The following is a 26,284-nucleotide window of genomic DNA, read 5'->3' on the forward strand; positions in this document are numbered from 1 at the left end:
TGATGTGACAGATACTAAACTCAGGGTCAAGTGGTGAATGTTGCATAAAGTGGACGCTTTTGTTCCATTCACCCAACACATCATCAAACGAAAGAGAGGCAGCAGTGAATGAAAGCAACTGGAATTGTACGCCGCATCGATGATCTAGGTAGAGTGGTTATACCGAAGGAGATTCGCAGAACATTGCGCATCCGGGAAGGAGATCCACTTGAGATTTTTGTCGACCGCGATGGAGAAGTCATTTTGAAGAAGTATTCACCGATTAGTGAGCTAGGAGACTTTGCGAAGGAATATGCTGATGCTTTATTCGACAGTTTGGGTCATTCTATCCTCATCTGTGATCGTGATACGTATATTGCTGTATCCGGCAGTTCAAAAAAAGAGTACTTAAACAAATCCATTAGTGATTTACTTGAACGAACAATGGATCAGCGTAATTCTGTATTAGAGGACAGCAAGAAAGAAATTCAGCTTGTGGATGGTATTGATGATGATGTATCAGCTTATACCATTGCACCTATTGTTGCAAACGGAGATCCAATTGGCGCCGTCGTTTTATTTTCTAAAGAGCGTTCAATGGGAGAAGTGGAGCATAAAGCGGCAGAAACGGCTGCTGGCTTCTTAGCCCGTCAAATGGAACATTAGGTCTAATAATTCTATATCATTTTGATAAAACGAAAGAATGCCGATGAAATCATCTGATTTTGTCGGCGTTTTTTATATGGGATGAAACAAAACAATGAATGTATCGTCTACTCCTTAGAAAGAAACAGCTTGCCAGTCACGTATGATATAATGAGTGCGTTTAAATGCAGGTATATTTTTTGATTGAACATAAAGGAGTCATCCATGAAGAATGCTGTGAATCAGCCGCATTGGCTTTTCCAAGGTGCGGTGATTTTAACCATCGCAGGCTTGTTATCAAAGGTACTGAGTGCCGTATATCGTGTCCCTTTTCAAAATATCGTAGGAGACACAGGTTTTTATATTTATCAGCAGGTCTATCCCTTTCTTGGCATTGCGATCATGCTCGGCACCACTGGTTTTCCTGTGATGGTGTCCAAGCTCCTGAGCGAGCATGGTGAGGAGAATCGCCGAATCATTACAAAGGTATCCTTGGTGTATATCACTTTGCTGAGCTTGGCCTTATTTCTTTGTCTATACATAGGAGCAGGCACAATTGCGAATCTCATGGCGGACAGTCAATTAATGTTGCTCATCCAGATGAGTTCGTTTGTGTTTTTATTTCTGCCGCTTACCGTGATGCTGAGGGGTGTTTTTCAGAGTGATGGGCTGATGCTCCCCACCGCGGTCTCTCAATTGGCTGAGCAACTCATCAGAGTAGGCGTCCTGCTTGTTTTATCTTTCTATTTTGTGAGACATGGCTATTCGCTTTATGAAACAGGAGCGGGTGCGGTGTTCTCTTCTATAGCTGGAAGTGCGGCTTCACTCCTTTTGCTTCTTTTCCTTTGGCTGACCTATCGGAAGCGGTCGTCAGTGAGCAAGACATTAAAACAGGCTACACTGCGGAAAAAAGATGTGCTGAAGAGTTTGGTGCTGTATACATTGACGATTTGTGTGAGTGGATTGCTGATCCTATGGATGCAAATGATCGATGCTTTTCACCTGTATGCGCTACTGCGCAGTGAGGGACTGAGTGAAGCAGCTGCAAAGGCGGCAAAAGGCGTATATGACCGAGGTCAGCCGTTCCTGCAGCTCGGGACGGTGTTTGCAATTAGTATTGGGACGTCTCTTGTTCCGTTTTTGTCGTCGGCCTTAAGAAAAGGGCAGCATGAAGCAATTCGTGAAAAAGTACGTACATCGTTTAAGGCAACATCGGTGCTAGGGATTGGTTCAGCTGTCGGTCTTATATGTATTTTATCGTCTGTGAACATCATGCTTTTTCGTAATGACTTAGGGACAGATGCGCTGCAAATATTTTGCATATCCATTGCCTTTACATCAATGGCGATTACGCAAACCGCTTTACTTCAGGGTCTGGGACATACTGTGTACCCGGCTGTTGTGGTCCTGATCAGTGTACTGGTGAAATGGGGGCTGACGCTGGCTCTTGTCCCGTTATTCGGCATTTATGGAGCCGCATGGTCGACTGTTTGTGGGTTTCTCGCCGCCGCTGCGCTCAATGCGGTGTATTTGAAGCATAAAGGGTGGATTTCAATAAGAGAGCTATTCCCAGTGAAAATTCTTTTATCAGCAGCATTCATGGCTGTCGTTTTAATTGGATATCAGGCATTGTTTTCTTGGGTCATTCCCTTTGAGAAACGTCCGTTTTCTGTTTTAGAGAGCCTGACTTCAGTTTTTATTGGTGGTTTCGCCTTTTTATATAGTATTCTTAAGCTAGACGTATTTACGGAAGAGGAATGGAGACTCATTCCATTAGGAGAAAAGATTTTATATTTTAAACAGATGAGAGGGAATCGAAATGGCAGGTAAGATTACAGTCGTTGGTCTTGGGGCAGGCGACATGGATCAGCTGACGCTCGGTGTATATAAGCAGCTGAAGCAGGCGGAAGAAGTATACTTGAGAACGCAGGATCATCCACTCACTGCAGAATTGATGCAGGAGGTCCCGTCTCTGACCTTTTTTGATGAGATTTATGAAAAGCATGATCAGTTTGATGCAGTGTATGAGGAAATCACAGACATTCTCTTCCGAGAGGCTGAGGAGAAAGATATTGTGTATGCAGTACCAGGTCACCCGTTTGTGGCGGAAAAGACAGTGCAGCTTCTTGTTTCACAACAGAAGAAGCGCGGGGTTGAGGTGTACGTGGCTGGTGGACAAAGCTTTTTGGATGCGACGTTTAATTCCTTACAGATTGACCCAATCGAAGGGCTGCAATTCGTTGACGCAGGGGATATGAGAGCGGATGATCTGAAGTTGACCCAGCATGTGCTGATCTGTCAGGTATATGATCAGATGACAGCCTCGAATGTGAAGCTGACCCTCATGGAAAAGCTACCTGACGATTATGAAGTCTTTATCGTAACGGCAGCTGGAAGCAGTCAGGAGCAGATTACAGGTGTTCCTTTATTTGAACTTGATCGAGATGTGTCGATAAATAACTTAACGAGTGTTTATGTACCTCCCATTCAAGATGAAAAGCTGCTCTATCAGCAATTTGACACTTTCCGCGATGTCATTCGTACATTAAGAGGTCCTGGCGGCTGTCCTTGGGATCAAAAACAAACGAATGAGTCGCTCAAACCATATTTAATTGAAGAATGTTATGAGCTGCTGGAAGCCATAGATGAAGACGATCCAGATCATATGGTTGAAGAACTCGGAGATGTACTGCTGCAAGTTTTACTCCACGCCCAAATTGGTGAAGATGATGGTTATTTCTCAATGGATGACGTCATCCAGCATGTCACAGAAAAAATGATTCGACGACATCCGCATGTGTTTGGTGATACGGATGTGTCTGAAGCATCAGATGTAGTCGCCAACTGGGAAAAAATCAAGCAGCAGGAAAAACCGGATCGTGCAGCTTCTATTTTGCAATCCATTCCAACGACTCTTCCAGCTTTAACAAAAGCCTATAAGCTCCAAAAGAAAGCAGCAAAAGTGGGCTTCGACTGGACAGAAGTAGAGGATATTTGGAACAAATACGAAGAAGAAAAGCAGGAATTCCTTGTGGAAGTGGCAGATAAGACGGATGAAGGTGCAACAAAGCAGATGAAGGATGAATTTGGGGATCTTTTGTTTGTTCTCGTCAACATTGGCAGATTTTATCATCTAGAGCCTGAAACCGCCCTCTCTTCTGCAAACACAAAATTCATGCGGCGCTTTCAGCATATTGAACAAAAAGCAAAGGACATAGGGCGTTCACTAGAGGACTTGACCCTAGAAGAAATGGACGATCTGTGGAACGATGCCAAACGCATAGAAAGAGGTGAACATACATGAGACTAGATAAATTCTTAAAAGTGTCTCGTTTAATCAAAAGAAGAACATTGGCAAAAGAAGTAGCTGATCAAGGGAGAATTTCTATTAATGGCACGCAGGCGAAAGCCAGCTCTGACGTGAAAGAAGGGGACGAGCTTCAAATTCGCTTTGGTCAAAAGCTTGTGACTGTTCAAGTCAACGAGTTAAAAGACACAACGAAAAAAGAAGAAGCTGCTGGCATGTATACCGTGCTAAAAGAAGAAAAAACAGCAGAATAGGGCTTGTTCTAAATGTCCCGCCTGTCACATACAATGCAGTAACAATGCAAGTATGAGATATGGGGGATGTATAAATGAATCAATATTATAATCAACCTCAAGGCACGAAGTTGTCATCAGAAGCCGAGCATCATGTCACAATGCGCAACAGAAAGCATTTAGATATTACCGGGGTCAAACAAGTCGAGAGCTTTGATAATGAAGAATTTCTGCTTGAGACTGTCATGGGAGTCCTCGCCATTCGCGGAGAAAATCTGCAAATGAAAAATTTAGATGTAGAAAAGGGCGTTGTGTCCATTAAAGGGCGTGTCTTTGACTTAATCTATGTAGATGAGCAGCACGGGGAGAAAGCTAAAGGATTTTTTAGCAAGCTGTTTAAATGACACTGACGGTCCAGTTTTATACGATGCTTTCGATGGCGGCGATGGGCATCTGGCTGGGCGCATCGCTGGATACGTACAAGCTGTTTGTGAACCGGGAAAAAACAGCAAAATGGCTGCTGGTCATTCACGACCTCCTTTTTTGGGTAGTGCAGGGTCTCTTATTCTTTTATGTCCTGCTACTGACCAATGAGGGAGAATTCAGGCTTTATATTTTTCTAGCTGTTGCTTTAGGTTTCTCGATGTATCAGGCATTGATGAAACAGCTGTATATGAACATCCTCAAGTTTGTGATGAGGTGTATTTATCAGACTGTTCTCTTCCTGAAAAGGCTGATCATGTCGATGGTTTTCCAGCCCATTCGCTGGATCGTCGGTTTGATCATAAGTGCTCTTCTGTTCTTGTTCCACTCGCTCTTACGCCTTGTTCGTTTTGCGTTTCGACTCGTGTGGAAGGTGCTGTATATTGTTTGTTATCCGCTTATTTGGTTACTCAATGTGACCATTATTCATCGAATTCCCGAAAAATGGCGAACATCAATGAGGTTGTTTTTCTCAAAAGGAGCAGGAATTTTACAAGGGATCAAGAAATTATCTCGTACCATGAAAACGAAATGGAAACAATTCTGGACAAAGTAAGAGAGGAGGCCTTCATCCTTGAACGAGAGAAAAAGAAATATCGCACAAATTCAAAATGATTATCAAAAACAAATGGAACAGCAAGCGCAGCGCCTAAAACGCAAACGCCGGGGACTCCTTAGAAGGCTTACCGTGTTTGGAGTCATTGTGCTCATGTTTGCTGTTTTGGTAACAAGTGCCCTATGGTCGCAATCGTCTGCATTGAAAGAAAAAGAAGAGAAGAAGGTTGCGCTTGAAAAAGAATTGAAGCAATTACAAACAAAGCAGGAAGATATTTCTGATGAAATCAAAAAGCTGAAAAGCAAAGAATACGTACTCGAACTGGCACGACGGGACTATTATATGTCTAAAAAAGGCGAAAAAATCTTTGATGTGGGCAATAAGAGCGATTAGCCTTGTTGACACTTAAAATTCAGTTTATGTATAATTGAACAAATGAGATTTTTTTATAAGTCTAAGGAGGAGCACTTTTTTTATGTCGATTGAAGTTGGCAGCAAGTTACAAGGGAAAGTTACGGGCATTACAAATTTTGGAGCTTTTGTGGAGTTGCCAGGCGGTTCAACTGGTCTCGTTCATATCAGTGAGGTAGCCGATAACTATGTAAAAGATATTAATGAGCATTTAAAAGTCGGTGAACAAGTTGAAGTGAAAGTGATTAACGTTGAAAAAGACGGTAAAATCGGCTTGTCCATTAAAAAAGCAAAAGATCGTCCTCAACAACAACAATCAAGACCGAGCAGAAATGATTTCCGTCCGAAGGAATCGTTTGAGCAAAAAATGAACAAATTCTTAAAAGATAGCGAAGATCGCTTAACATCTTTAAAACGTAACACGGAATCAAAACGTGGGGGGCGCGGAGCAAGAAGAGGTTAACTTGTTGCTGCTTTCTATACATTTTTCACAACAAAGCATCTGCTGTTTAGCGGGTGCTTTTTTTAATACAAATTCAACGTTTTTTGTGCATTTGCCATTTAATTTAAAACTTTCTATTGACGGACAAGCGAATCCTTTGTATTATAGTTCTTGTGCTTCTTAGCGCATTTTATATTATGGCGGTGTAGCTCAGCTGGCTAGAGCGTACGGTTCATACCCGTGAGGTCGGGGGTTCGATCCCCTCCGCCGCTATCCTTTTAAAAAGAACAATAAGCAAGGCCCGTTGGTCAAGCGGTTAAGACACCGCCCTTTCACGGCGGTAACACGGGTTCGAATCCCGTACGGGTCATCTTCAAAACAGCTTTCTATAGGAAAGCTGTTTTTTTGTGCTTTCGTAAAACTCTGATGAAAGATATCGACTTTCAAGAAAGTATGCCTTTTTGGCAAATAAAGCGTCGAACGTTTTATGGAAACGACAACTTCTTTTGACAAAATTTCTTTTTCACCTTCGCTATAATGACAAGCAACGAATATCAGGTGGGGGATGAAAAGATGGAAAAACTAGAAAGAAGAACTGATTTAACGGGAGCCGGGTTTGAAAGAATCAGTGCAGGGTTAAAAAAGATGAAAAACCTGTTTCTTCATCATACGCATTCTCTTTTTTTCTATAAAGGGTTTATTTATGTTGTTTTAGGCTTTTTATTGGGACGAGCCTTTATCTTATCTGAAATTATGCCGTTTGCATTGCCATTCTTTGGGTCTATGCTGCTCATTAAAAGGGATAAGGCGATGCTTGCTTGTCTTGCTTTACTCGCTGGAGCGATGACGATATCACCTCAAAATGCATTATTCGTATTTGCGTCATTGATCGTGTTCCTCCTCATGTCAAAGGTCGTTTCATTTATCATCAAAGACCCAGTGAAAACATTACCAGTTGTGATTGTGCTCTCAATGCTGATAACCAGGGGAGCTTTTGTATACCGCGAGCAGGGTGTGGTTCAAAGCTATGACTATGTGATGGCAGGGGTTGAAGCTGGACTTGCCTTCATTTTGACACTGATTTTTCTTCAAAGTTTGCCGATTTTTACAGTCAGGAAAATCAAACACTCCTTAAAGGTTGAAGAAATTATTTGCTTTATGATATTAATCGCTTCAGTTTTAACAGGTCTGGCTGGGATCACATTTCAAGGAATGCAGGCAGAGCATATTTTGTCACGATATGTAGTGCTGAGCTTTGCCTTTATTGGAGGAGCGAGTATTGGTTGTACAGTGGGTGTTGTAACTGGATTAATTCTTGGTCTCGCCAACATCGGCAACCTTTATCAGATGAGTCTGCTTGCCTTTTCGGGCTTATTAGGCGGATTACTAAAAGAGGGGAAAAAAGCAGGAGCAGCCATCGGCTTGATTGTGGGTTCTTTACTAATCTCCCTCTACGGTGAAGGGTCAGCAGGGCTAATGACAACGCTATATGAATCACTCATCGCAGTTGCACTGTTTTTGCTCACGCCACAGTCAGTAACGTCCAAGGTGGCAAAATATATTCCTGGTACGGTAGAGCATGTACAGGAACAGCAGCAATATGCCAGAAAAGTACGAGACGTGACAGCAAAAAAGGTAGATCAATTCTCTAATGTATTTCATGCGCTGTCTGAGAGTTTTGCGACATTTTACGAATCCATTCCTGAGGAGAAGAAGCAGGAAGAGGATGTAGATCTTTTTTTAAGTACGATCACAGAACGTTCCTGTCAAACGTGCTATAAGAAAAATAAATGCTGGGTGCAGAACTTTGATACAACCTATGAACTCATGAAACAAGTTATGCATGAATCTGATGAAAAAACGTACGAGCATAACCGGAAGTTGAAAAAGAAATTCAGTCAGCACTGCTCAAAATCAAAGCATGTAGAAGAATTGATTGAAGAGGAGATAGCTTACTATAAAGCAAATCAGACCTTAAAGAAAAAGGTCCAAGACAGCAGGCGCCTTGTGGCCGAACAACTTATGGGTGTCTCACAAGTCATGGAGGATTTTTCCCGGGAAATAAAACGAGAAAGAGAGCAGCATTTTATTCAGGAAGAGCAGATGATAGAAGCACTTCAGAACTTTGGAATTGAAATTCAGCAAGTTGAAATTTATAGCTTAGAACAGGGAAATGTTGATATAGAGATGAGAATTCCCTATTGCCAAGGTCATGGGGAATGCGAAAAAATCATCGCTCCAATGCTCTCAGATATTTTAGAAGAACAGGTTTTAGTCAAAGCAGAGCAGTGTGCGGAGCATCCAACAGGTTATTGTCATGTTGTATTCGGTTCTGCAAAATCGTATCGAGTGTCTACAGGTGTAGCACATGCAGCGAAAGGTGGAGGATTAGTATCTGGAGACAGCTACAGCATGATGGAACTGGGTGCAGGTAAATATGCCGCAGCTATTAGTGATGGAATGGGAAATGGAGCAAGAGCCCATTTTGAAAGCAATGAAACGATCAAGCTGTTAGAAAAAATCTTGGCATCTGGTATTGATGAAAAAGTAGCGATTAAAACGATTAATAGCATTTTATCTTTACGGACAACAGATGAAGTCTACTCCACATTAGACTTATCCATTATTGATTTACAGGATGCGAGTTGTAAGTTCCTCAAGATTGGCTCCACCCCAAGTTTTATTAAACGTGGTGATCAAGTGATGAAAGTACAGGCCAGCAATTTGCCTATTGGCATTATTGATGAATTTGAAGTAGAAGTGGTGAGTGAACAGATGAAGGCAGGAGACCTCCTTATCATGATGAGCGACGGTATCTTTGAAGGTCCAAAACATATCGAAAATCATGATTTGTGGGTCAAACGAAAAATGAAGAGCTTTAAAACAGAAGATCCGCAAGAGATTGCTGATTTATTAATGGAGGAGGTCATTCGCACAAGAGCAGGTCAAATTGATGACGATATGACGGTTGTTGTCATTAGGCTCGACCACAATACACCAAAATGGGCATCCATTCCGACAGGTACATTTTATCTTCAGAAACAAGAGATTTCTTGAAATATCGTATAATATGAATTTCTTCTGGCGATGATGAGGATATAAGCATTCAGTTACAATCCCAGGAGGAATGAAGATGCGAAAAGGTCACGTAAACCAAATCTTACTGATTACAGATGGCTGCTCAAATCATGGGGAAGACCCACTTGCGATTGCCGCATTGGCAAAGGAGCAAGGAATCACAGTCAATGTCATTGGCATTATGGAAGAGAACAGACACGATCATGAAGCGATGAAAGAAGTAGAGGGGATTGCTCTAGCAGGCGGAGGCATTCATCAGGTTGTCTATGTTCAGCAATTGTCTCAAACCGTACAAATGGTGACAAAAAAGGCGATGACGCAAACGTTACAAGGTGTTGTGAATAAAGAATTGCAGCAAATTCTTGGCAAAGATACTGAAATTGAAGAACTTTCCCCAGATAAGCGTGGAGAAGTGATGGAGGTTGTGGACGAGCTAGGTGAGACGGTTCACCTTCAAGTGCTTGTGCTTGTGGATACAAGTGCAAGTATGAAACCGAAGCTGCCAACCGTCAAAGAAGCACTTATCGATCTCTCTATTAGTCTAAATTCGAGAATTGGTGAAAATCAGTTTGGGATGTGTGTATTTCCCGGGAAAAACTCAGATGCAGAAATTGTGTTGAACTGGACGCCTCGGTTTGATTCGTTATCATCAATTTTCCCGAAGTTAACAACAGGAGGAATTACACCAACTGGACCAGCAATTCGAGAAGCACTCCAGCATTTCAAATCAGTTCGTTCACGAAAAGGGCTGCTTGAAGCGAAGGAAGAACATGATGAATTCGGCTTCTAACATCCCATTAGGTACAATGATAAAAGGAAAATGGCATCACCAACATTACCGCATTGTAAAAGAGCTGGGAAAAGGGGCGAACGGTGTGGTCTATCTGGCCGAATCGCCAAAGGGGCAAGTGGCCCTTAAAGTGAGTGATGACAGTATGCTCATTGCATCTGAAGTCAATGTATTAAAATCCTTTTCAAAGGCTCCTGTGAAAACCATGGGGCCTTCTTTTTATGATATGGATGATGCTCTTTATCCTGGTATGTCAGAGAAACGGTCGTTTTATGTCATGGAGTATGTCAGAGGACCATTGCTGCTTGAATTTGTGAAACAAAAAGGCGATGAATGGATCGTCGTTCTCATGATTCAACTGTTGTCTAACCTTGCTCACTTACATAAGGAATGCTGGATCTTCGGTGACTTGAAGCCTGATAATCTCATCGTTTCAGGTCCCCCAGCTACGATTCGATGTATTGATGTTGGAGGAACAACGAAGGCAGGAAGGGCGATTAAGGAATACACCGAGTTTTTTGACCGTGGCTACTGGGGCTTTGGTACAAGAAAAGCAGAACCTTCTTATGATTTATTTGCTTTAAGTATGGTCATGGTGAACTGTGCCTATAAAAAAGAATTTAAAAAAGGGGCAGAACCAGAAAAGCAGCTTTATCGAGCGATTGAAGGACATCCTTTATTAAAGCGATATGAGAGGGTGTTAAAAGCGGCTCTCCAAGGCAAATATCAATCAGCGGCAGACATGAAAAGCGCGATGCTGAAAGAAGGACAATTGCTTGCTTCAAGAAAATCACGACAAAAGAAGCCATCACAGCAAAATAGGCAAAAGCCAGCTGTTCCCCAACATCAACAGGCCGCACCTTCACGATCAAGAGTTGTTGCTGCGAAAAGAACATCAGTACGCAAAAAATCAGGCGGGCTTTTTGAAACCATTCTCATCTTATGCAGTGTGCTCGCTCTTTACTGTGCCTATGTGGTTTTATTCCTATTATAGAGCTGTAAAAAAGCAGGCTTCTTCTTTGCTTGGAGCTAATGAAAGTGATAGGATATGTATATCTTTAAATTACCTGCTCTTTGTGAGGAGGAAGTTGTGAATAGAATTGAATCTTTTTTGAAAAAACATGATGTTTTCCTTGAAAATACGACAGTCATTGTCGGGGTTTCTGGCGGACCAGATTCTATGCTCTTGCTGCATGAACTAAACAAACGTCGAAAAGGTTCCTTTCAGCTGATTGCAGCCCATGTAGATCACATGTTCAGAGGAGAAGAATCCTTTGCTGATTTGGCATTTGTTGAAGCGTACTGTAAAGAGCATGAGATCCTTTTTGAATCGGCTCGTATACAGGTCACCCAATATGCAAAAGAAAACCGCTTAAACAAACAGGCAGCTGCAAGAGAGTGCAGATATGCTTTCTTTCGTCAATTGATGGAACAGTACAACGCTCAATTTATAGCGCTTGCACATCATGGAGACGATCAAGTAGAAACAATGGTGATGAGGCTGACAAGAGGGACTGTTGGAATAGGACTCGCAGGTATGCAAGCAAAGCGCCCTTTTCAAGAAGGGTGGCTGATTCGTCCGCTGATTGGATATTCTAAGGATGATGTACTCACTGCTTGCGAAAAAGAACAAGTTCCTTATGTCATTGATCAAAGCAATCACACCGATGACTACTTGAGAAACCGGATCAGAAGACACGTTCTTCCCGTGTTAAAAGAAGAGGCACCTCATGTGCATGAAAGCTTTCAGTTTGTAAGTGACATGCTGACTGAGGATGAGCAGTACTTGCAGGCATTAACAAAGGATCAAATGCATCAAGTCATTACGAATCAAACGCCTAAGCAAATTGAGATCAAAACGAAGCCTTTGCTTGACCTGCCTTTGCCTTTACAAAGAAGAGGCATTCAACTAATATTAAACTATCTTTATGAAAACACTCAATCAGCGTTTTCAAACCAGCATATTCTAGGGACTTTGGACTGGTTATCTCATACTGATCAACCGTCTGGATCATTAGATTTGCCAAAAGGTTTACAAGCTGTCAAATCTTATGATCACTGTATGTTTACCTTTGAACGATCGTTTGTCATAGATCAGTCATATACTCATCATTTAAAAGGTGAGCTTGGCGAGGAACTTTTTCTCCCAAATGGACAGTCTATCTTGGTATCAAATCATGTTCCGAAGGATGCACGGAACGGAAACCATTTTTTCTTGCTTCAAAAAGATCATGTTCGTCTTCCTTTGATCATTCGCTCACGAAAAAACGGTGATCGAATCAAACTTAAAGGGATGAATGGATCAAAAAAGGTGAAAGATATATTTATTGATAAAAAAGTGCCTCTTGCAGAAAGAGACAGCTGGCCGATCGTCACTGACTCGGATCATCAAATCATCTGGATCCCAGGTCTGAAAAAATCCGTTTTTGAAGAAATTGATATGACAAACAGCGATCTCATTGTATTACAATATAGACAGCACGAAAATTTGTAGGGGGCAAGCAAAAGCATGAAACAAGATATTGAAAAGATTTTGATCTCAGAAGAAGAGATCCAGCTAAAAGTGAAGGAACTGGGTGCAACATTAACCAGCGATTATGATGGTAAATTTCCCCTGGCTATTGGTGTTTTGAAAGGGGCTCTTCCATTCATGGCAGACCTGATCAAACACATTGATACATATTTAGAGCTTGATTTTATGGATGTATCTAGCTACGGAAAGTCTACCGTATCTTCTGGAGAAGTGAAGATCATCAAAGATCTAGATACTTCTGTTGAAGGAAGAGATATTCTAATTATGGAAGATATCATCGACAGTGGGTTAACTTTGAGTTATCTGGTAGAGCTTTTCCGATACCGTAAAGCAAACTCCATTAAAATTGTGACATTGCTTGATAAACCAAGCGGCCGCAAAGCAGACATCAAAGCAGATTATGTTGGGTTTGAAGTACCAGATGCATTTGTTGTTGGCTATGGATTGGATTTTGCCGAACGTTACCGAAACCTCCCGTATATTGGAGTGTTAAAACCATCTGTTTACGAAGGCTAATGAGCACACGTTTACATGAGGTTATTGGTTGTATTGGAATGATTTTCTATGATACTATTGAACATAGTTGTGCTTACTGTGGGAGGAGGTAAGGAATGAATCGGGTTTTTCGTAATACGATTTTTTATATACTTATTTTATTACTTGTGATAGGGGTTGTCAGTTGGTTAGGATCCCCTAATCAAAAGCCTGAGAACATGTCTTACAGCAAATTTTCGCAAAATTTAAGTGCGGGAAAAGTGGAGAGTATCTCCATCCAGCCTGTAAGAGGGGTTTATGAAATTCGTGGTCAATTAGATGGCGCGAAGAAAGATGAATACTTCATTACCCACGTTCCAGACGGTCAAGGAGTTGACCAAATTTACAGTGCACTGAAGAATACAGATGTAAAAGTAGAACCAGCACCTGAAACAAATGGATGGCTGCAAGTTTTGACAACCATCATTCCATTCATCATCATCTTTATCCTGTTCTTCTTCTTATTGAACCAAGCTCAAGGCGGTGGAAGCCGTGTCATGAACTTTGGTAAGAGTAAGGCGAAGCTTTACACAGAAGAGAAGAAACGTGTGAAATTTAAAGATGTTGCCGGTGCTGATGAAGAAAAACAAGAGCTCGTAGAAGTGGTTGAATTCTTAAAAGATCCACGGAAATTTGCGGAGCTTGGCGCAAGAATCCCTAAAGGGGTTTTACTAGTAGGACCTCCAGGTACAGGTAAAACATTGCTTGCGAGAGCATCTGCAGGAGAAGCAGGCGTTCCTTTCTTCAGCATCAGTGGTTCTGACTTCGTCGAGATGTTCGTCGGTGTCGGTGCATCACGTGTACGTGATTTGTTTGAAAATGCGAAAAAGAATGCACCTTGCTTAATCTTTATTGATGAGATTGATGCAGTGGGTCGTCAGCGTGGAGCAGGTCTTGGCGGTGGTCATGATGAGCGTGAACAAACGCTTAACCAGCTTCTTGTTGAAATGGATGGTTTTAGTGCCAACGAAGGGATTATCATCATTGCTGCAACGAACCGTGCAGATATTCTAGATCCTGCATTGCTGCGTCCGGGACGTTTTGACCGTCAAATTACGGTTGACCGCCCAGATGTCATTGGCCGTGAAGAAGTACTGAAGGTTCATGCGAAAAACAAACCGCTTGATGATACAGTCAACTTGAAAGCCATTGCAAGCAGAACACCAGGTTTCTCTGGGGCAGATCTTGAGAACTTACTAAACGAAGCAGCACTTGTTGCTGCCCGTCAAAACAAAAAGAAAATTGATATGCGTGATATCGACGAAGCAACTGACCGTGTCATTGCTGGACCGGCTAAGAAAAGCCGTGTCATTTCGAAGAAAGAACGCAATATCGTGGCGTACCATGAAGCAGGTCATACCGTCATTGGGCTTATCCTTGACGAAGCAGACATGGTGCATAAAGTAACGATCGTTCCTCGTGGTCAGGCAGGCGGATATGCGGTCATGCTTCCAAGAGAAGATCGTTACTTCCAAACGAAGCCAGAGCTTCTTGATAAAATCGTCGGCTTGCTCGGCGGTCGTGTTGCAGAGGAAATTACGTTTGGTGAAGTAAGTACAGGCGCTCACAACGACTTCCAGCGTGCAACAGGTATTGCAAGAAGAATGGTCACAGAGTTCGGTATGTCTGAAAAACTTGGTCCGCTTCAATTCGGTCAAGCACAAGGAGGTCAAGTATTCCTTGGCCGTGATTTCAACAATGAGCCGAATTATAGTGAAGCGATCGCTTACGAAATTGACCAAGAAGTTCAGCGTTTCATTAAAGAGAGCTATGAACGTGCGAAACAAATTCTCACTGAGAATAAAGATAAGCTAGAAATCATCGCACAAGCTCTTCTAGAAGTGGAAACATTAGACGCTGAACAAATTAAATCTCTTTACGAAACTGGAAAGCTTCCAGAGCGTGTATACGCAGATGACGAAGAGAAAAACGATGATGTGAAAGTGAACATCAAGAAAAAAGAAGAAGATGAGGAGATCTAATCTCCCTCTAAAGCTGTCGGGCTCACCGGCAGCTTTTTTTATTTCGATTCATGAATGGATCGGTTTCGAATTGTTTACAAATGGAACTCAATTCGTGTATGGTATGATAGAAAGTCGAAAAATGCTCTTTTTGAGACACTATTCAAAGTGGTGATGAAGTTGTTACTCGTGATAGATGTAGGAAACACAAATACCGTTTTAGGTGTTTATCATAATGGCGATTTGAACTACCATTGGCGGATTGAAACAAGCCGTCATAAAACAGAAGATGAGTTTGGTATGGCAATCCGATCCTTATTTGACTATGTAGGGCTGATGTTTGACCAGATAGAAGGGATTATCATTTCCTCTGTTGTCCCGCCAATGATGTTTGCTCTGGAAAGAATGTGCGAAAAGTATTTTCACATTAGTCCTCAAATCGTTGGGCCTGGCATGAAGACTGGACTAAACATTATGTGTGACAATCCAAAGGAAGTCGGCGCTGATCGAATTGTGAACGCAGTGGCGGCCATTCACCTGTATGGGGCGCCTCTCATTGTGGTAGACTTTGGAACAGCCACAACCTACTGCTATATCAATGAACAAAAACAGTACATGGGTGGCGCAATTGCACCGGGTATTACCATCTCAACAGAGGCTTTATATACAAGAGCGGCTAAGCTGCCAAGGATTGAAATCGTTCGTCCGGATCATATCGTAGGGAAAAACACGATTAGTGCGATGCAATCAGGTATTCTGTATGGATATGTTGGCCAAGTCGAGGGAATAGTGAAACGGATGAAGCAGCAAGCCAAACAAACACCGAAAGTCATTGCAACAGGCGGTTTGTCTACATTAATTGGTAATGAATCAGACTGTATTGATATTGTCGATCCGTTCCTCACATTAAAAGGACTCCAATTAATTTATGAACGCAATCGTGTCGGTGTATTATAGGAGGGTTTAATCAAAATGGATTATTTAGTTAAAGCGTTAGCATATGACGGGAAAGTCCGTGCGTATGCTGCGAACACAACAGATACAATCAACGAAGCGCAGAGAAGACACCATACGTGGCCAACTGCTTCAGCTGCAATCGGCAGAACCATGACAGCGACTGTCATGATGGGAGCCATGCTGAAAGGCGAGAATAAATTAACTGTTAAAATTGAAGGCGGTGGGCCGATCGGAGCCATCATTGCGGATGGAAACGCAAAAGGTCAGGTGCGCGGATATGTCTCAAACCCACAAGTTCACTTTGATTTAAATGAACATGGGAAGCTGGACGTTAGACGTGCTGTTGGAACATCTGGAACGTTAAGTGTTGTCAAAGATATCGGACTGAAAGACCATTTTACAGGGCAAACAGAAATTGTCTCAGGTGAAATTGGAGATGACTTTACTTATTACCTCGTCTCTTCTGAACAAGTGCCATCTTCTGTAGGTGTGGGTGTTCTTGTCAATCCAGATAACTCGATCCTTGCAGCAGGCGGTTTCATCATTCAATTGCTGCCTGGAACAGAAGATGCAGTCATCGAAAGACTCGAAAAGAGATTATCAACCATTGAACCGATCTCTAAACTGATTGAAAAAGGGATGACTCCTGAAGAAATTTTAGAAGAAGTGCTCGGTGAAAAACCTCAAATCTTAGAAACTGTTCCTGTCGAATTTTCTTGTAACTGCTCAAAAGAACGGTTTGCCAATGGCATTATCAGCCTAGGGAAAGCCGAAATTGAGGATATGATTGAACAAGACGGACAAGCAGAAGCTCAATGCCATTTTTGTAACGAAACGTATGTATTTACAAAAGAAGAGCTAGAAGAGCTACGTGAAGAAATAACCCGCTAAGCTCTAAGCAGCGGGTTTTCTTTTTAGAATGGAAAGGAGACGAAAGATGAGACTGAAAGCAAGAGTGGTATGGACATTTATCCTCGTTCTGCTCATGATTAATGCCGTTGTCATTGCATATGTATTAACAAAGTCACAAATGTCGCAGGCTTCTTCAAATGGGAAGAGCGGTGAAGAAATTGCGTCCATTGGGAAAGAGAAAGTCACACGTCAAGAATGGTTAAAGAAAATGGAGGACCGCTACGGAAAGGCAACACTTGAACAAATGATCAATCAGAAGGTAGTCAACCAGCTTGCGAAAAAAAACAAGCTGGAGGTGTCTTCAAAAGAGATCAATCGTGAACTGCTGATGCTGAAAGCGGTATCTAATAATTTCTACGAAGACGGTCATACAAGTGAAAAGGAATGGAAAGAGCAGATACGTTATCAAATTTTATTAGAACAGCTCCTAACGAGAGATGCGGTCGTTTCTGAAAAAGAAGCCAAATCCTTTTATGAAAAAAACAAAGACTTGTATCAATATGATGACTCATACCGAATTCGCCACATTGTTGTGAAAACAAAAGACGAGGCACAAAGTGTATTAAAAGATTTAAAGGGCGGATCTAGTTTCGAAGCTGTAGCAGCGGAACGATCCATCGACCGATATACCTCTCCTTACGGCGGAGATCTTGGATTTGTCACAGAAGAACAAGAAAGCATCCCAGCCCTATACATACAAGAAGCCCAAAAGCTTCAGCCAGATGAATGGACGAAAGAGCCGATCGAGGTCAAAAACGGTTATGCCATCATACAATTAAAAGAAAAATTAAATGGCCGTTCCTTCTCTTATGAAGAAGTCAAAGATCAGATCAAAAGGCAGATCGCCATGGAGGACTTAGGTGAAAAGGCGAATGTCAAAACCCTGTGGAAAGAAGCAAAAGTCACATGGTTTTACGATGGAGAGCAGGACTAAAAGCATTGACAAAATTTTTCGAAATTGATAATTTAATATTAATACAATAAAATTACTCGGAGATAGAGGTGTTAGTGATGGCTCGTATTGCAAATTCAGTTTTTGAACTAATAGGAAATACACCAGTCGTTAAATTAAACCGTTTAGTAGATGAAGACAGTGCGGATGTCTACTTGAAACTTGAATATATGAACCCAGGCAGCAGTGTAAAGGATCGTATTGCGTTAGCGATGATCGAAGATGCTGAAGCAAAGGGTACATTAAAAGCTGGCGACACACTCATTGAGCCAACAAGCGGAAACACAGGAATCGGTCTTGCGATGGTCGCGGCTGCAAAAGGAATCAATGCAATTTTAGTTATGCCGGATACAATGAGTCAGGAGCGCCGCAACCTTTTACGCGCTTACGGTGCAGAGCTTGTATTAACACCGGGTACAGAAGGAATGAAAGGTGCCATCAAAAAAGCAGAAGAATTAGCAGAAGAGCACGGATACTTCATGCCTCAGCAGTTCAGCAATGAAGCCAATGCTGAAATTCACCGCCGCACAACGGGGAAAGAGATTCTTGAACAGTTTGACGGTGATCTTGATGCATTTATTGCAGGAGTTGGTACGGGCGGTACGATTACAGGTGCTGGTGAAGTCCTGAAAGAAGCCATCCCATCTATTCAGCTTTATGCGGTAGAGCCAACAGATTCTCCTGTACTATCAGGCGGGAAACCAGGTCCGCATAAAATTCAAGGCATCGGAGCAGGATTTGTTCCATCTATCTTGAACACAGAAGTATATGACGGCATTATCCAAGTGAAAAACGAAGATGCATTTGAGCTTGCAAGAAGGGCAGCGAAAGAAGAAGGAATCCTTGGTGGTATATCTTCAGGAGCAGCCATTTATGCAGCGCTTCAAACAGCGAAGAAGCTTGGTAAAGGGAAAAAGGTTCTAGCGATTATTCCAAGTAACGGTGAACGTTACCTTAGTACGCCGCTTTATCAATTTGATTAAACAATACACCCCAGCATTTGCTGGGGTTTTTTCATGAATTCTGAAGATGGAAAGCAAATACTATTTTCTAATTAAAATGGATTGCATTACAATAAGATTAATGAAAATAAAAAAGGATGATTACATGACACAACGCAGGCCGATGGGCATCAAAATTCCTTTTACAAAAGATGCATTCTTGAAACGATACGAACAATTAACGGCTCATGAATCACATCACGTCCTTCTTGAAAGTGCACGTGGCGGCGAATACAGTATTGCCGGCATTCATCCGATCGCTAAAGCGAAAGGGAAGGACGGGATGACCACCATCCATTATCAGGGGGAGGTTCTGTTCAAAGAGGGAGATCCTTTCAGGGCATTTGCTGATTGGTTTCAAACCCTTCAAACCGAAACGAACGAGGAATATCCTGACTTTCAAGGTGGAGCGATTGGATTTTTAAGCTATGATTACGCTAGATATATTGAGCATTTTAAAATGCTGTCCATTGATGATTTGAAGACACCCGATTTGTATTTCCTCGTATTCAATGATGTCGCTGTCTTTGATCATAAAGAAGGCGTCCTCTGGCTGATGACTCATACAGAAGGAGACGAACCTGTCAGTGAAGTTCATCAAAGACTCGAAGAATTAAGGCAAAGCTGGACAAGCACATCAGAAGAATCAGCACATTCACCAGTCAACGTATCTTCTTCGGAATGTGTACCTGCTGCACCTTTTACTGAAGAAGCTTTCGGGGAAGCTGTAGAAACGATTAAACAATATATTGCAAACGGTGACGTGTTCCAAGTGAACCTATCCATTAGACAAGATGAACAGCTTCATACCCACCCATATCATTTATACAAAACTTTACGTCACGTGAATCCATCTCCATATATGTCATATCTGCACACGCCAGATTTCCAAATTGTCTGTGGATCTCCAGAGCTGCTGATTAAGAAAAAAGGCATTCAGCTCGAAACAAGACCGATCGCTGGCACAAGATCAAGAGGCAAGGATGACGCTGAGGATCAAGCGTTGGCAAAAGAACTCATTGAAGATGAAAAAGAACGTGCAGAACATGTGATGCTCGTTGATCTTGAGCGTAATGATCTTGGACGAGTGTCTACTTACGGCTCAGTCAAGGTGAACGAGTTTATGGCCATTGAGAAATATTCACACGTGATGCACATTGTATCGAATGTCCAAGGGGAGCTGCGTGATGATTGTGATGCGGTAGATGTCATGAGAGCTGTATTCCCAGGCGGAACGATTACAGGTGCGCCAAAAGTGAGAACAATGGAAATCATAGAAGAACTTGAGCCAACAAGACGTGGGCTTTATACTGGATCTATAGGCTGGTTTGGATTCAATCAAGATATGCATTTTAATATCGTCATTCGTACGGCTTATTGTACAGGGGGCAGAGCCTTCATGCAGTCAGGTGCAGGCATTGTCATCGATTCTGTACCAAAGCACGAATACAAAGAATCGATTAAAAAAGCCTATGCAGTGAAAAAAGCATTACAGTTGAGCAAAGAAGAGACTATTTTGAGTTAGAGGTGAGCAGAGTATGATATTAATGATTGATAATTACGATTCATTCACGTACAACCTGGTCCAGTATTTAGGTGAGCTTGGGGAAGAACTGATTGTAAAACGAAACGATCAAGTCACTATTCAAGAAATTGAAGAACTTAAGCCAGACTTTCTGATGATTTCTCCAGGACCTTGCAGTCCGGATGAAGCAGGAATTAGTATGGAAGCGATCCAACAATTTGCTGGGAAGATTCCGATCTTTGGTGTCTGTTTAGGTCATCAATCCATTGCACAAGTATTTGGCGGAGATGTCATTCGTGCGGAGCGGTTAATGCATGGGAAAACATCAGAAATTGAACATGACGGCAAAGGTTTCTTCACGGGACTCCAAAATCCGCTCGTCGCAACGAGATATCATTCATTAATTGTCAAAGACGAGACGCTGCCGGAGTGCTTTGTCAGAACAGCGAGCACAAAGGAAGGCGAACTCATGGCCATTCGCCATAAAGAACTTCCGATTGAAAGTGTTCAATTCCATCCAGAATCGATTATGACGTCCTTCGGTAAAGAAATGCTCAGAAATTTCATTGAAACCTATCGTAAAAAGGGGAATGAAGTAAACGCATGATCATTTACCTGAACGGTCAGTATATAGAGGAGAAAGACGCGACTCTTTCTCCTTTTGATCATGGTTTTCTATATGGCATCGGTGTATTCGAAACATTTACCTCTCTAGCAGGACAAGTCTTCTTGTTAGATTGGCATCTTGAAAGGCTCAATCAATCATTGCGTGACCTTTGCATCGAATCCACAATAGAGAAACCATTTGTACTCGACATCATTCATACATTATTCAATCAAAACCAAATAACGGGCGGACATGCGAGGATCCGCTTCAATGTTTCTGCGGGCAGAGGCAATGGATTTTCTGCAGACCCTTATGAGGAGCCTGTTGTTTTTGTGATGATCTCCCCATTCCGGCCCGAATCAATAGTAGATGAAAAACAGGGAATCATTCTTGATATAAGAAGAAACACACCGGAAGGTCCAAGACGGCTCAAGTCGCATCATTACATGAACAACCTGCTGGCGAAAAGAGAAATAGGGAACGATCCGTCGGTAGAAGGGATCTTCTTAACAAAAGAAGACGATGTGGCAGAAGGAATTACGTCAAATCTATTTTGGCGAAAAAAAGATGTGATCTATACACCTTCACTTGATACAGGCATTTTAAACGGGGTTACCCGTCGATATTGTATCGAAACGCTACATGCTTTGGGGATCTCACTAATAGAGGGGAGATATCCACTCTCACACTTGCTCTCAGCTGATGAGGCGTGGATGACCAATTCGGTTCAGGGAATTGTTCCTTTTAAAAATATCGGAGACACCGTCCTACAAAACAACAACCGAACGATTTCGACCAAGCTGAGAACAGAATATACAAAAGAACGTCTAGAACATAAAGAGTAGGTGGACACAATGACACAACAATTGATAAAACAGCCTAAAATCATACAAGCCAAGCACCATACCCTTAGTTATGAAGAAAAGACATTGGTCATGGGCATTTTAAATGTCACACCGGACTCTTTTTCAGATGGAGGAAAATTCAATCAAATGGATAAAGCGCTGGCTCATGCAGCGCAGCTCATAGAAGATGGGGCGCATATTATTGATATTGGCGGTGAATCGACTCGGCCGGGAGCGGAATTTGTCTCAGAGCAAGATGAGCTGTCAAGGGTCATTCCTGTCATTGAGAAGATCACAAAAGAATTGGACATACCTATTTCTATTGATACGTATAAAGCCCATGTCGCAGATGAGGCAGTGAAAGCAGGAGCCTCAATCATTAATGATGTATGGGGGGCGAAAGCTGATCCTCAAATGGCGCATGTGGCAGCGGAGCACAACGTGCCAATCATCTTAATGCACAATCGTCCAGAGCGGAACTACACCCATCTGATTTCAGATATGATTGCAGATCTGAAAGAAAGTGTTCAAATTGTAAAACAAGCGGGTGTCCGTGATGACATGATTATATTAGATCCTGGTGTAGGATTTGCGAAAAATAAAACTGACAACCTCATGATCATGAATGAACTTGAACATTTTTGCCACCTTGGGTATCCGCTGCTACTAGCAACATCCCGCAAACGATTCATCGGTGCAGTTTTAGACCTGCCGCCTGAAGAACGTACTGAAGGAACAGGTGCGACGGTCTGTCTTGGGATTCAAAAGGGTAGCGCGATGGTCCGAGTGCATGATGTAAAAGAAATCGCTAGAATGGCAAAAATGATGGATGCCATGCTGAATAAGGGAGGCGCTTATCATCGATAAAGTATATGTGAACGGAATGGAATTTTACGGCTATCACGGTGTATTTGCAGAAGAGAATAAACTAGGCCAGCGCTTTCGTGTGGACCTAACAGCTTCACTTGATTTAAGTAAGGCAGGACAAACGGATGACCTAAATGAGACCATCAACTATGCTGAGCTCTACAACGTCTGCAAAAATATTGTAGAAGGCAATCCAGTGAACCTCGTTGAAACGCTGACAGAAAGAATTGCAAACCAAGTGCTAAAGGACTTTCCGACAGTTCAGGAATGTACAGTAAAGGTAATCAAGCCGGATCCGCCAATTCCAGGACACTATCAGTCCGTTGCTATTGAAATGACGAGATCACGCGCATGAACAATACAGCATATATCGCTTTAGGCTCAAACATAGGAAAAAAGGAAACCTACTTAAAAGAAGCTGTCAAAAAACTTCACGAACATCCCGGTGTTCATGTTGAATCCATTTCATCTATATATGAGACAACACCTGTAGGCTACGAGAATCAGGATGACTTCTTGAACATGGCTGTGAAGATTTCCACTTCGCTTCATCCTGAAGAACTTCTATCACTGACTCAGAACATTGAGCAAGAGTTAGGCAGAACAAGAGAAGTGAGGTGGGGTCCGCGGACAGCTGACCTTGACATTTTACTTTATAATCGTGAAAATATTGAAACAGAACAACTTGTAGTGCCGCATCCTAGAATGTACGAACGTTTATTCGTTCTTGTTCCGATGAGTGAGATTTGCCCAGAAATCGGCGAAGCCCAGATAAACGCCGTAACAGACCAAGAAGGTGTAAGCATATGGAAAAAGACATGTGGGGTAGAAGAATTCGTGCATACCGAAAGCTAAAAGGGTATACTCAGGAAGGGTTCGCCAAAAGACTAGGCATCTCTGTCTCTGTCTTAGGGGAAATTGAGCGAGGCAATCGATTACCAACAAACCAAATGGTTGGTCAAATAGCAAATGCTTTAAATATAACGGTGGAAGAACTTTCACCAATACTTGAAGAGGAAAGGAGGGGACTAGATGTTTAAAATCGGAGATATCGAAATTAAAAACAAAGTAGTGCTCGCACCAATGGCTGGTGTATGTAACTCGGCTTTTAGACTCACTGTGAAAGAATTTGGAGCGGGCTTAGTCTGCGCTGAAATGGTCAGTGACAAAGCGATCTTGATTAATAATGCCAGAACGATGGGCATGCTGTACATTGATGAACGTGAAAAACCGTTGAGCCTTCAGATATTTGGGGGAGAAAAGGATACGCTCGTCGAAGCGGCCAAGTTTGTAGACCAGAATACAACGGCGGACATTATTGATATTAATATGGGATGTCCTGTACCAAAGATCACGAAATGTGATGCAGGAGCGAAATGGCTGCTTGATCCAAACAAGATTTATGAAATGGTATCTGCCGTCGTAGAAGCTGTAGATAAACCTGTTACTGTGAAAATGAGAATGGGTTGGGACGAAGATCATATTTTCGCTATCGAAAATGCCCGTGCTGTTGAAAGGGCAGGCGGACAAGCCGTTGCGCTTCACGGACGGACCCGTGTACAGATGTACGAAGGAACGGCGAATTGGGATATCATGAAAGAAGTGAAACAATCTGTATCAATTCCTGTCATCGGGAATGGAGATGTCAAAACCCCTCAAGATGCAAAACGTATGCTTGATGAAACAGGTGTGGATGCTGTAATGATCGGAAGAGCCGCGCTAGGAAACCCGTGGATGATTTACCGGACGGTTCATTATTTAGAAACGGGTGAACTAAAAGAAGAGCCAAATGTGCGTGAGAAAATGTCTGTGTGCAAACTTCACTTAGACAGACTCATAGATCTGAAAGGCGAGCATGTGGCTGTCAGAGAAATGAGAAAACATGCAGCATGGTACTTAAAAGGTGTCCGAGGCAATGCAGATGTAAGAAACCAAATCAATCAAAGTGAAACGAGAGCGGAGCTTGTAAAAATTCTAGATGACTTTACGATCGAAGCCGAGGCAAAAGAGCTTCAAAGAATAAAAGTAGGATAAGACTATCTTTCTTTTTGTAGCTCACTGCTAGTGCACGTACTGGCAGTTTTTCTGCTTTTCTCTGCAAAATACATTATTGGAGTGATATAAATGAGTAATGAAGGGCTTAATAACGAAGAATTAAATGATCAATTCCAAGTAAGACGTGACAAAATGAATAAAATGAGAGAAGAGGGTATCGATCCATTCGGTGAACGATATGACCGTTCTCATCAATCTGCACAAATTATTGCTGAATACGACGAGTTTTCAAAAGAAGACTTAGAAGAAAAAGCAGCTCAAGTAACAATTGCTGGCCGTATGATGACAAAGCGTGGAAAAGGGAAAGCTGGCTTTGCACACATTCAAGACTTAGAAGGACAAATTCAAATCTATGTGCGTAAAGATAGCGTAGGAGAAGAAGCTTACGAATTATTCAAAAGCTCAGACCTAGGCGATATTATCGGTGTGACGGGAACCGTATTCAAAACGAATGTAGGAGAACTTTCAATTAAAGCGACTAGCTTTGAGGTTCTTACAAAAGCACTTCGCCCGCTCCCTGATAAATATCACGGACTAAAAGATGTAGAACAGCGCTATCGTCAGCGTTACCTTGACCTGATTGTCAATCCAGAAAGTAAGCAGACGTTCATCATGCGAAGCAAAATCATTCAATCAATGAGAAGATACTTAGATTCAAAAGGATACCTAGAAGTTGAAACACCAACAATGCATAGCATCCCTGGTGGTGCATCAGCTCGTCCTTTCATTACTCATCACAATGCACTTGATATGCCGCTTTATATGCGTATTGCGATCGAGCTGCATTTAAAACGTCTAATTGTCGGCGGTCTAGAGAAAGTATACGAGATTGGTCGCGTATTCCGTAATGAAGGAGTCTCAACTCGTCATAACCCGGAATTTACTATGATTGAGCTGTATGAAGCATATGCAGACTATAAAGATATCATGAACCTAACGGAAAACTTGATTGCTCATATTGCCCAAGAGGTACTAGGAACAACAACGATTCAATATGGAGAAGATGAAATTGATCTAAAACCTGAATGGAAAAGACTCCATATGGTTGAAGCAGTCAAAGAAGCGACAGGTGTAGACTTCTGGCAGGAGATGTCTGTAGAAGAAGCAAAACAGCATGCTGCTGATCACGGTGTTGAAATCACAAAAAACATGACAGTAGGTCATATTATCAATGAGTTCTTCGAGCAAAAAGTAGAAGAAACACTGGTTCAGCCTACCTTTATTTACGGGCACCCAGTCGAGATTTCTCCATTAGCTAAGAAAAATCCTGAAGACCCGCGCTTCACGGACCGCTTTGAGCTATTCATCGTGCGCCGCGAGCATGCAAATGCATTCACCGAGCTGAATGATCCAATCGACCAAAGAGAACGCTTTGAAGCTCAATTAAAAGAACGTGAAGAAGGAAATGACGAAGCGCATCTCATGGATGACGATTTTGTTGAAGCATTAGAATATGGAATGCCGCCAACAGGTGGTCTAGGAATCGGTATCGACCGATTAATCATGCTGCTAACAAATTCTCCATCAATCAGAGATGTACTGCTTTTCCCGCAAATGAGAAACCGTTAATACATCTACAAAAGCGCCATTTTAGCTATGGCGCTTTTTATT

The 26,284-nt window shown here is 42.2% G+C and carries 26 protein-coding genes, 2 tRNA genes and 1 pseudogene; all 29 read left to right on the plus strand.

Features of this window, described 5'->3' with window-relative positions:
• The first annotated feature begins 108 nt into the window (after positions 1-108).
• The 29 genes and pseudogenes from spoVT (at position 109) to lysS (ending at position 26,242) form a co-directional block, all read left to right on the plus strand.
• The gene (spoVT, locus tag NST57_RS00355) at positions 109-645 is read left to right on the plus strand and encodes a stage V sporulation protein T (RefSeq protein ID WP_007496196.1); all 537 of its coding nucleotides are present in this window, start codon (positions 109-111) and stop codon (positions 643-645) included.
• Positions 646-849: 204 nt separating this feature from the next.
• Entirely contained in the window at positions 850-2,454 is a 1,605-nt protein-coding gene (locus tag NST57_RS00360; RefSeq protein ID WP_341297821.1) for a putative polysaccharide biosynthesis protein, read from the plus strand.
• On the plus strand, positions 2,444-3,928 hold the full coding sequence (gene mazG, locus NST57_RS00365; protein ID WP_341297822.1) for a nucleoside triphosphate pyrophosphohydrolase: 1,485 nt from the start codon (positions 2,444-2,446) through the stop codon (positions 3,926-3,928). The genes NST57_RS00360 and mazG overlap by 11 nt, the downstream gene beginning before the upstream one ends.
• Entirely contained in the window at positions 3,925-4,185 is a 261-nt protein-coding gene (locus NST57_RS00370) for an RNA-binding S4 domain-containing protein (RefSeq protein ID WP_008341839.1), read from the plus strand. Before mazG ends, NST57_RS00370 begins: the two co-directional genes overlap by 4 nt.
• Positions 4,186-4,259: 74 nt before the next feature.
• On the plus strand, positions 4,260-4,568 hold the full coding sequence (yabP, locus tag NST57_RS00375; protein ID WP_007496190.1) for a sporulation protein YabP: 309 nt from the start codon (positions 4,260-4,262) through the stop codon (positions 4,566-4,568).
• The gene (gene yabQ / locus NST57_RS00380) at positions 4,565-5,203 is read left to right on the plus strand and encodes a spore cortex biosynthesis protein YabQ (protein ID WP_007496188.1); all 639 of its coding nucleotides are present in this window, start codon (positions 4,565-4,567) and stop codon (positions 5,201-5,203) included. Before yabP ends, yabQ begins: the two co-directional genes overlap by 4 nt.
• Before the next feature lie 18 nt (positions 5,204-5,221).
• On the plus strand, positions 5,222-5,596 hold the full coding sequence (locus NST57_RS00385; protein ID WP_007496186.1) for an FtsB family cell division protein: 375 nt from the start codon (positions 5,222-5,224) through the stop codon (positions 5,594-5,596).
• 82 nt (positions 5,597-5,678) lie between these two features.
• Positions 5,679-6,077 carry a S1 domain-containing RNA-binding protein gene (locus NST57_RS00390; protein ID WP_003217901.1) on the plus strand — a complete coding sequence of 133 codons (399 nt, stop codon included), beginning with the start codon at positions 5,679-5,681 and terminating at the stop codon, positions 6,075-6,077.
• A 178-nt stretch (positions 6,078-6,255) separates the two neighbouring features.
• Positions 6,256-6,329, plus strand: a tRNA-Met gene (locus NST57_RS00395).
• Between the two features lie 25 nt (positions 6,330-6,354).
• Positions 6,355-6,426: transfer RNA gene (locus NST57_RS00400), tRNA-Glu, on the plus strand.
• Between the two features lie 203 nt (positions 6,427-6,629).
• Entirely contained in the window at positions 6,630-9,113 is a 2,484-nt protein-coding gene (gene spoIIE / locus NST57_RS00405; protein ID WP_341297823.1) for a stage II sporulation protein E, read from the plus strand.
• A 76-nt stretch (positions 9,114-9,189) separates the two neighbouring features.
• A complete protein-coding gene (locus NST57_RS00410) occupies positions 9,190-9,924 on the plus strand; it encodes a vWA domain-containing protein (RefSeq protein WP_341297824.1) in 735 nt (244 codons plus the stop codon).
• Positions 9,908-10,918 (plus strand): protein kinase domain-containing protein, encoded by a 1,011-nt coding sequence (locus NST57_RS00415; protein ID WP_341297825.1) that lies wholly within the window; start codon positions 9,908-9,910, stop codon positions 10,916-10,918. Before NST57_RS00410 ends, NST57_RS00415 begins: the two co-directional genes overlap by 17 nt.
• Before the next feature lie 96 nt (positions 10,919-11,014).
• Positions 11,015-12,437 (plus strand): annotated as a pseudogene (tilS, locus tag NST57_RS00420) (tRNA lysidine(34) synthetase TilS).
• Positions 12,434-12,973, plus strand: coding sequence for a hypoxanthine phosphoribosyltransferase (gene hpt, locus NST57_RS00425; protein ID WP_007496175.1), 540 nt, complete (start codon positions 12,434-12,436; stop codon positions 12,971-12,973). Before tilS ends, hpt begins: the two are co-directional and overlap by 4 nt.
• A gap of 95 nt (positions 12,974-13,068) precedes the next feature.
• Positions 13,069-14,973: an ATP-dependent zinc metalloprotease FtsH gene (gene ftsH, locus NST57_RS00430; protein ID WP_142153574.1), complete on the plus strand. Its 1,905-nt coding sequence runs from the start codon at positions 13,069-13,071 to the stop codon at positions 14,971-14,973.
• 159 nt (positions 14,974-15,132) lie between these two features.
• The gene (locus NST57_RS00435; RefSeq protein WP_142153576.1) at positions 15,133-15,909 is read left to right on the plus strand and encodes a type III pantothenate kinase; all 777 of its coding nucleotides are present in this window, start codon (positions 15,133-15,135) and stop codon (positions 15,907-15,909) included.
• 15 nt (positions 15,910-15,924) lie between these two features.
• Positions 15,925-16,800, plus strand: coding sequence for an Hsp33 family molecular chaperone HslO (gene hslO, locus NST57_RS00440; RefSeq protein ID WP_007496169.1), 876 nt, complete (start codon positions 15,925-15,927; stop codon positions 16,798-16,800).
• Between the two features lie 46 nt (positions 16,801-16,846).
• Entirely contained in the window at positions 16,847-17,755 is a 909-nt protein-coding gene (locus tag NST57_RS00445) for a peptidyl-prolyl cis-trans isomerase (protein ID WP_142153580.1), read from the plus strand.
• A gap of 77 nt (positions 17,756-17,832) precedes the next feature.
• Positions 17,833-18,756: a cysteine synthase A gene (cysK, locus tag NST57_RS00450; RefSeq protein ID WP_142153582.1), complete on the plus strand. Its 924-nt coding sequence runs from the start codon at positions 17,833-17,835 to the stop codon at positions 18,754-18,756.
• A 124-nt stretch (positions 18,757-18,880) separates the two neighbouring features.
• Positions 18,881-20,299, plus strand: a complete 1,419-nt coding sequence (locus NST57_RS00455; protein WP_142153584.1) for a chorismate-binding protein — start codon at positions 18,881-18,883, stop codon at positions 20,297-20,299.
• Between the two features lie 13 nt (positions 20,300-20,312).
• The gene (gene pabA / locus NST57_RS00460) at positions 20,313-20,906 is read left to right on the plus strand and encodes an aminodeoxychorismate/anthranilate synthase component II (RefSeq protein WP_341297827.1); all 594 of its coding nucleotides are present in this window, start codon (positions 20,313-20,315) and stop codon (positions 20,904-20,906) included.
• Positions 20,903-21,751: an aminodeoxychorismate lyase gene (gene pabC, locus NST57_RS00465; RefSeq protein WP_142153588.1), complete on the plus strand. Its 849-nt coding sequence runs from the start codon at positions 20,903-20,905 to the stop codon at positions 21,749-21,751. Before pabA ends, pabC begins: the two co-directional genes overlap by 4 nt.
• Before the next feature lie 9 nt (positions 21,752-21,760).
• On the plus strand, positions 21,761-22,618 hold the full coding sequence (gene folP / locus NST57_RS00470; RefSeq protein ID WP_341297828.1) for a dihydropteroate synthase: 858 nt from the start codon (positions 21,761-21,763) through the stop codon (positions 22,616-22,618).
• Positions 22,611-22,973 carry a dihydroneopterin aldolase gene (folB, locus tag NST57_RS00475; RefSeq protein WP_142153592.1) on the plus strand — a complete coding sequence of 121 codons (363 nt, stop codon included), beginning with the start codon at positions 22,611-22,613 and terminating at the stop codon, positions 22,971-22,973. The genes folP and folB overlap by 8 nt, the downstream gene beginning before the upstream one ends.
• A complete protein-coding gene (gene folK / locus NST57_RS00480; protein ID WP_142153594.1) occupies positions 22,970-23,473 on the plus strand; it encodes a 2-amino-4-hydroxy-6-hydroxymethyldihydropteridine diphosphokinase in 504 nt (167 codons plus the stop codon). Before folB ends, folK begins: the two co-directional genes overlap by 4 nt.
• Positions 23,425-23,658: a helix-turn-helix domain-containing protein gene (locus NST57_RS00485; RefSeq protein WP_142153596.1), complete on the plus strand. Its 234-nt coding sequence runs from the start codon at positions 23,425-23,427 to the stop codon at positions 23,656-23,658. Before folK ends, NST57_RS00485 begins: the two co-directional genes overlap by 49 nt.
• Positions 23,651-24,652, plus strand: coding sequence for a tRNA dihydrouridine synthase DusB (dusB, locus tag NST57_RS00490; protein WP_341297829.1), 1,002 nt, complete (start codon positions 23,651-23,653; stop codon positions 24,650-24,652). The genes NST57_RS00485 and dusB overlap by 8 nt, the downstream gene beginning before the upstream one ends.
• Before the next feature lie 90 nt (positions 24,653-24,742).
• Positions 24,743-26,242, plus strand: coding sequence for a lysine--tRNA ligase (gene lysS, locus NST57_RS00495; RefSeq protein WP_025206611.1), 1,500 nt, complete (start codon positions 24,743-24,745; stop codon positions 26,240-26,242).
• Positions 26,243-26,284 lie beyond the last annotated feature (42 nt).

Origin of the sequence: Bacillus sp. FSL M8-0077, from assembly GCF_038050255.1 — a bacterium.
In the GTDB taxonomy this organism is placed as follows: Bacteria; Bacillota; Bacilli; order Bacillales; family Bacillaceae; genus Bacillus; species Bacillus altitudinis.

Bases quoted from the DNA above. Each gene is read 5' to 3' on its own strand.
- spoVT (WP_007496196.1), top strand. From the start codon at position 109: ATGAAAGCAACTGGAATTGTACGCCGCATCGATGATCTAGGTAGAGTG.
- NST57_RS00360 (WP_341297821.1), top strand. From the start codon at position 850: ATGAAGAATGCTGTGAATCAGCCGCATTGGCTTTTCCAAGGTGCGGTG.
- mazG (WP_341297822.1), top strand. From the start codon at position 2,444: ATGGCAGGTAAGATTACAGTCGTTGGTCTTGGGGCAGGCGACATGGAT.
- NST57_RS00370 (WP_008341839.1), top strand. From the start codon at position 3,925: ATGAGACTAGATAAATTCTTAAAAGTGTCTCGTTTAATCAAAAGAAGA.
- yabP (WP_007496190.1), top strand. From the start codon at position 4,260: ATGAATCAATATTATAATCAACCTCAAGGCACGAAGTTGTCATCAGAA.
- yabQ (WP_007496188.1), top strand. From the start codon at position 4,565: ATGACACTGACGGTCCAGTTTTATACGATGCTTTCGATGGCGGCGATG.
- NST57_RS00390 (WP_003217901.1), top strand. From the start codon at position 5,679: ATGTCGATTGAAGTTGGCAGCAAGTTACAAGGGAAAGTTACGGGCATT.
- spoIIE (WP_341297823.1), top strand. From the start codon at position 6,630: ATGGAAAAACTAGAAAGAAGAACTGATTTAACGGGAGCCGGGTTTGAA.
- NST57_RS00410 (WP_341297824.1), top strand. From the start codon at position 9,190: ATGCGAAAAGGTCACGTAAACCAAATCTTACTGATTACAGATGGCTGC.
- NST57_RS00415 (WP_341297825.1), top strand. From the start codon at position 9,908: ATGAATTCGGCTTCTAACATCCCATTAGGTACAATGATAAAAGGAAAA.
- hpt (WP_007496175.1), top strand. From the start codon at position 12,434: ATGAAACAAGATATTGAAAAGATTTTGATCTCAGAAGAAGAGATCCAG.
- ftsH (WP_142153574.1), top strand. From the start codon at position 13,069: ATGAATCGGGTTTTTCGTAATACGATTTTTTATATACTTATTTTATTA.
- hslO (WP_007496169.1), top strand. From the start codon at position 15,925: ATGGATTATTTAGTTAAAGCGTTAGCATATGACGGGAAAGTCCGTGCG.
- NST57_RS00445 (WP_142153580.1), top strand. From the start codon at position 16,847: ATGAGACTGAAAGCAAGAGTGGTATGGACATTTATCCTCGTTCTGCTC.
- cysK (WP_142153582.1), top strand. From the start codon at position 17,833: ATGGCTCGTATTGCAAATTCAGTTTTTGAACTAATAGGAAATACACCA.
- NST57_RS00455 (WP_142153584.1), top strand. From the start codon at position 18,881: ATGACACAACGCAGGCCGATGGGCATCAAAATTCCTTTTACAAAAGAT.
- pabA (WP_341297827.1), top strand. From the start codon at position 20,313: ATGATATTAATGATTGATAATTACGATTCATTCACGTACAACCTGGTC.
- pabC (WP_142153588.1), top strand. From the start codon at position 20,903: ATGATCATTTACCTGAACGGTCAGTATATAGAGGAGAAAGACGCGACT.
- folP (WP_341297828.1), top strand. From the start codon at position 21,761: ATGACACAACAATTGATAAAACAGCCTAAAATCATACAAGCCAAGCAC.
- folK (WP_142153594.1), top strand. From the start codon at position 22,970: ATGAACAATACAGCATATATCGCTTTAGGCTCAAACATAGGAAAAAAG.
- NST57_RS00485 (WP_142153596.1), top strand. From the start codon at position 23,425: ATGGAAAAAGACATGTGGGGTAGAAGAATTCGTGCATACCGAAAGCTA.
- dusB (WP_341297829.1), top strand. From the start codon at position 23,651: ATGTTTAAAATCGGAGATATCGAAATTAAAAACAAAGTAGTGCTCGCA.
- lysS (WP_025206611.1), top strand. From the start codon at position 24,743: ATGAGTAATGAAGGGCTTAATAACGAAGAATTAAATGATCAATTCCAA.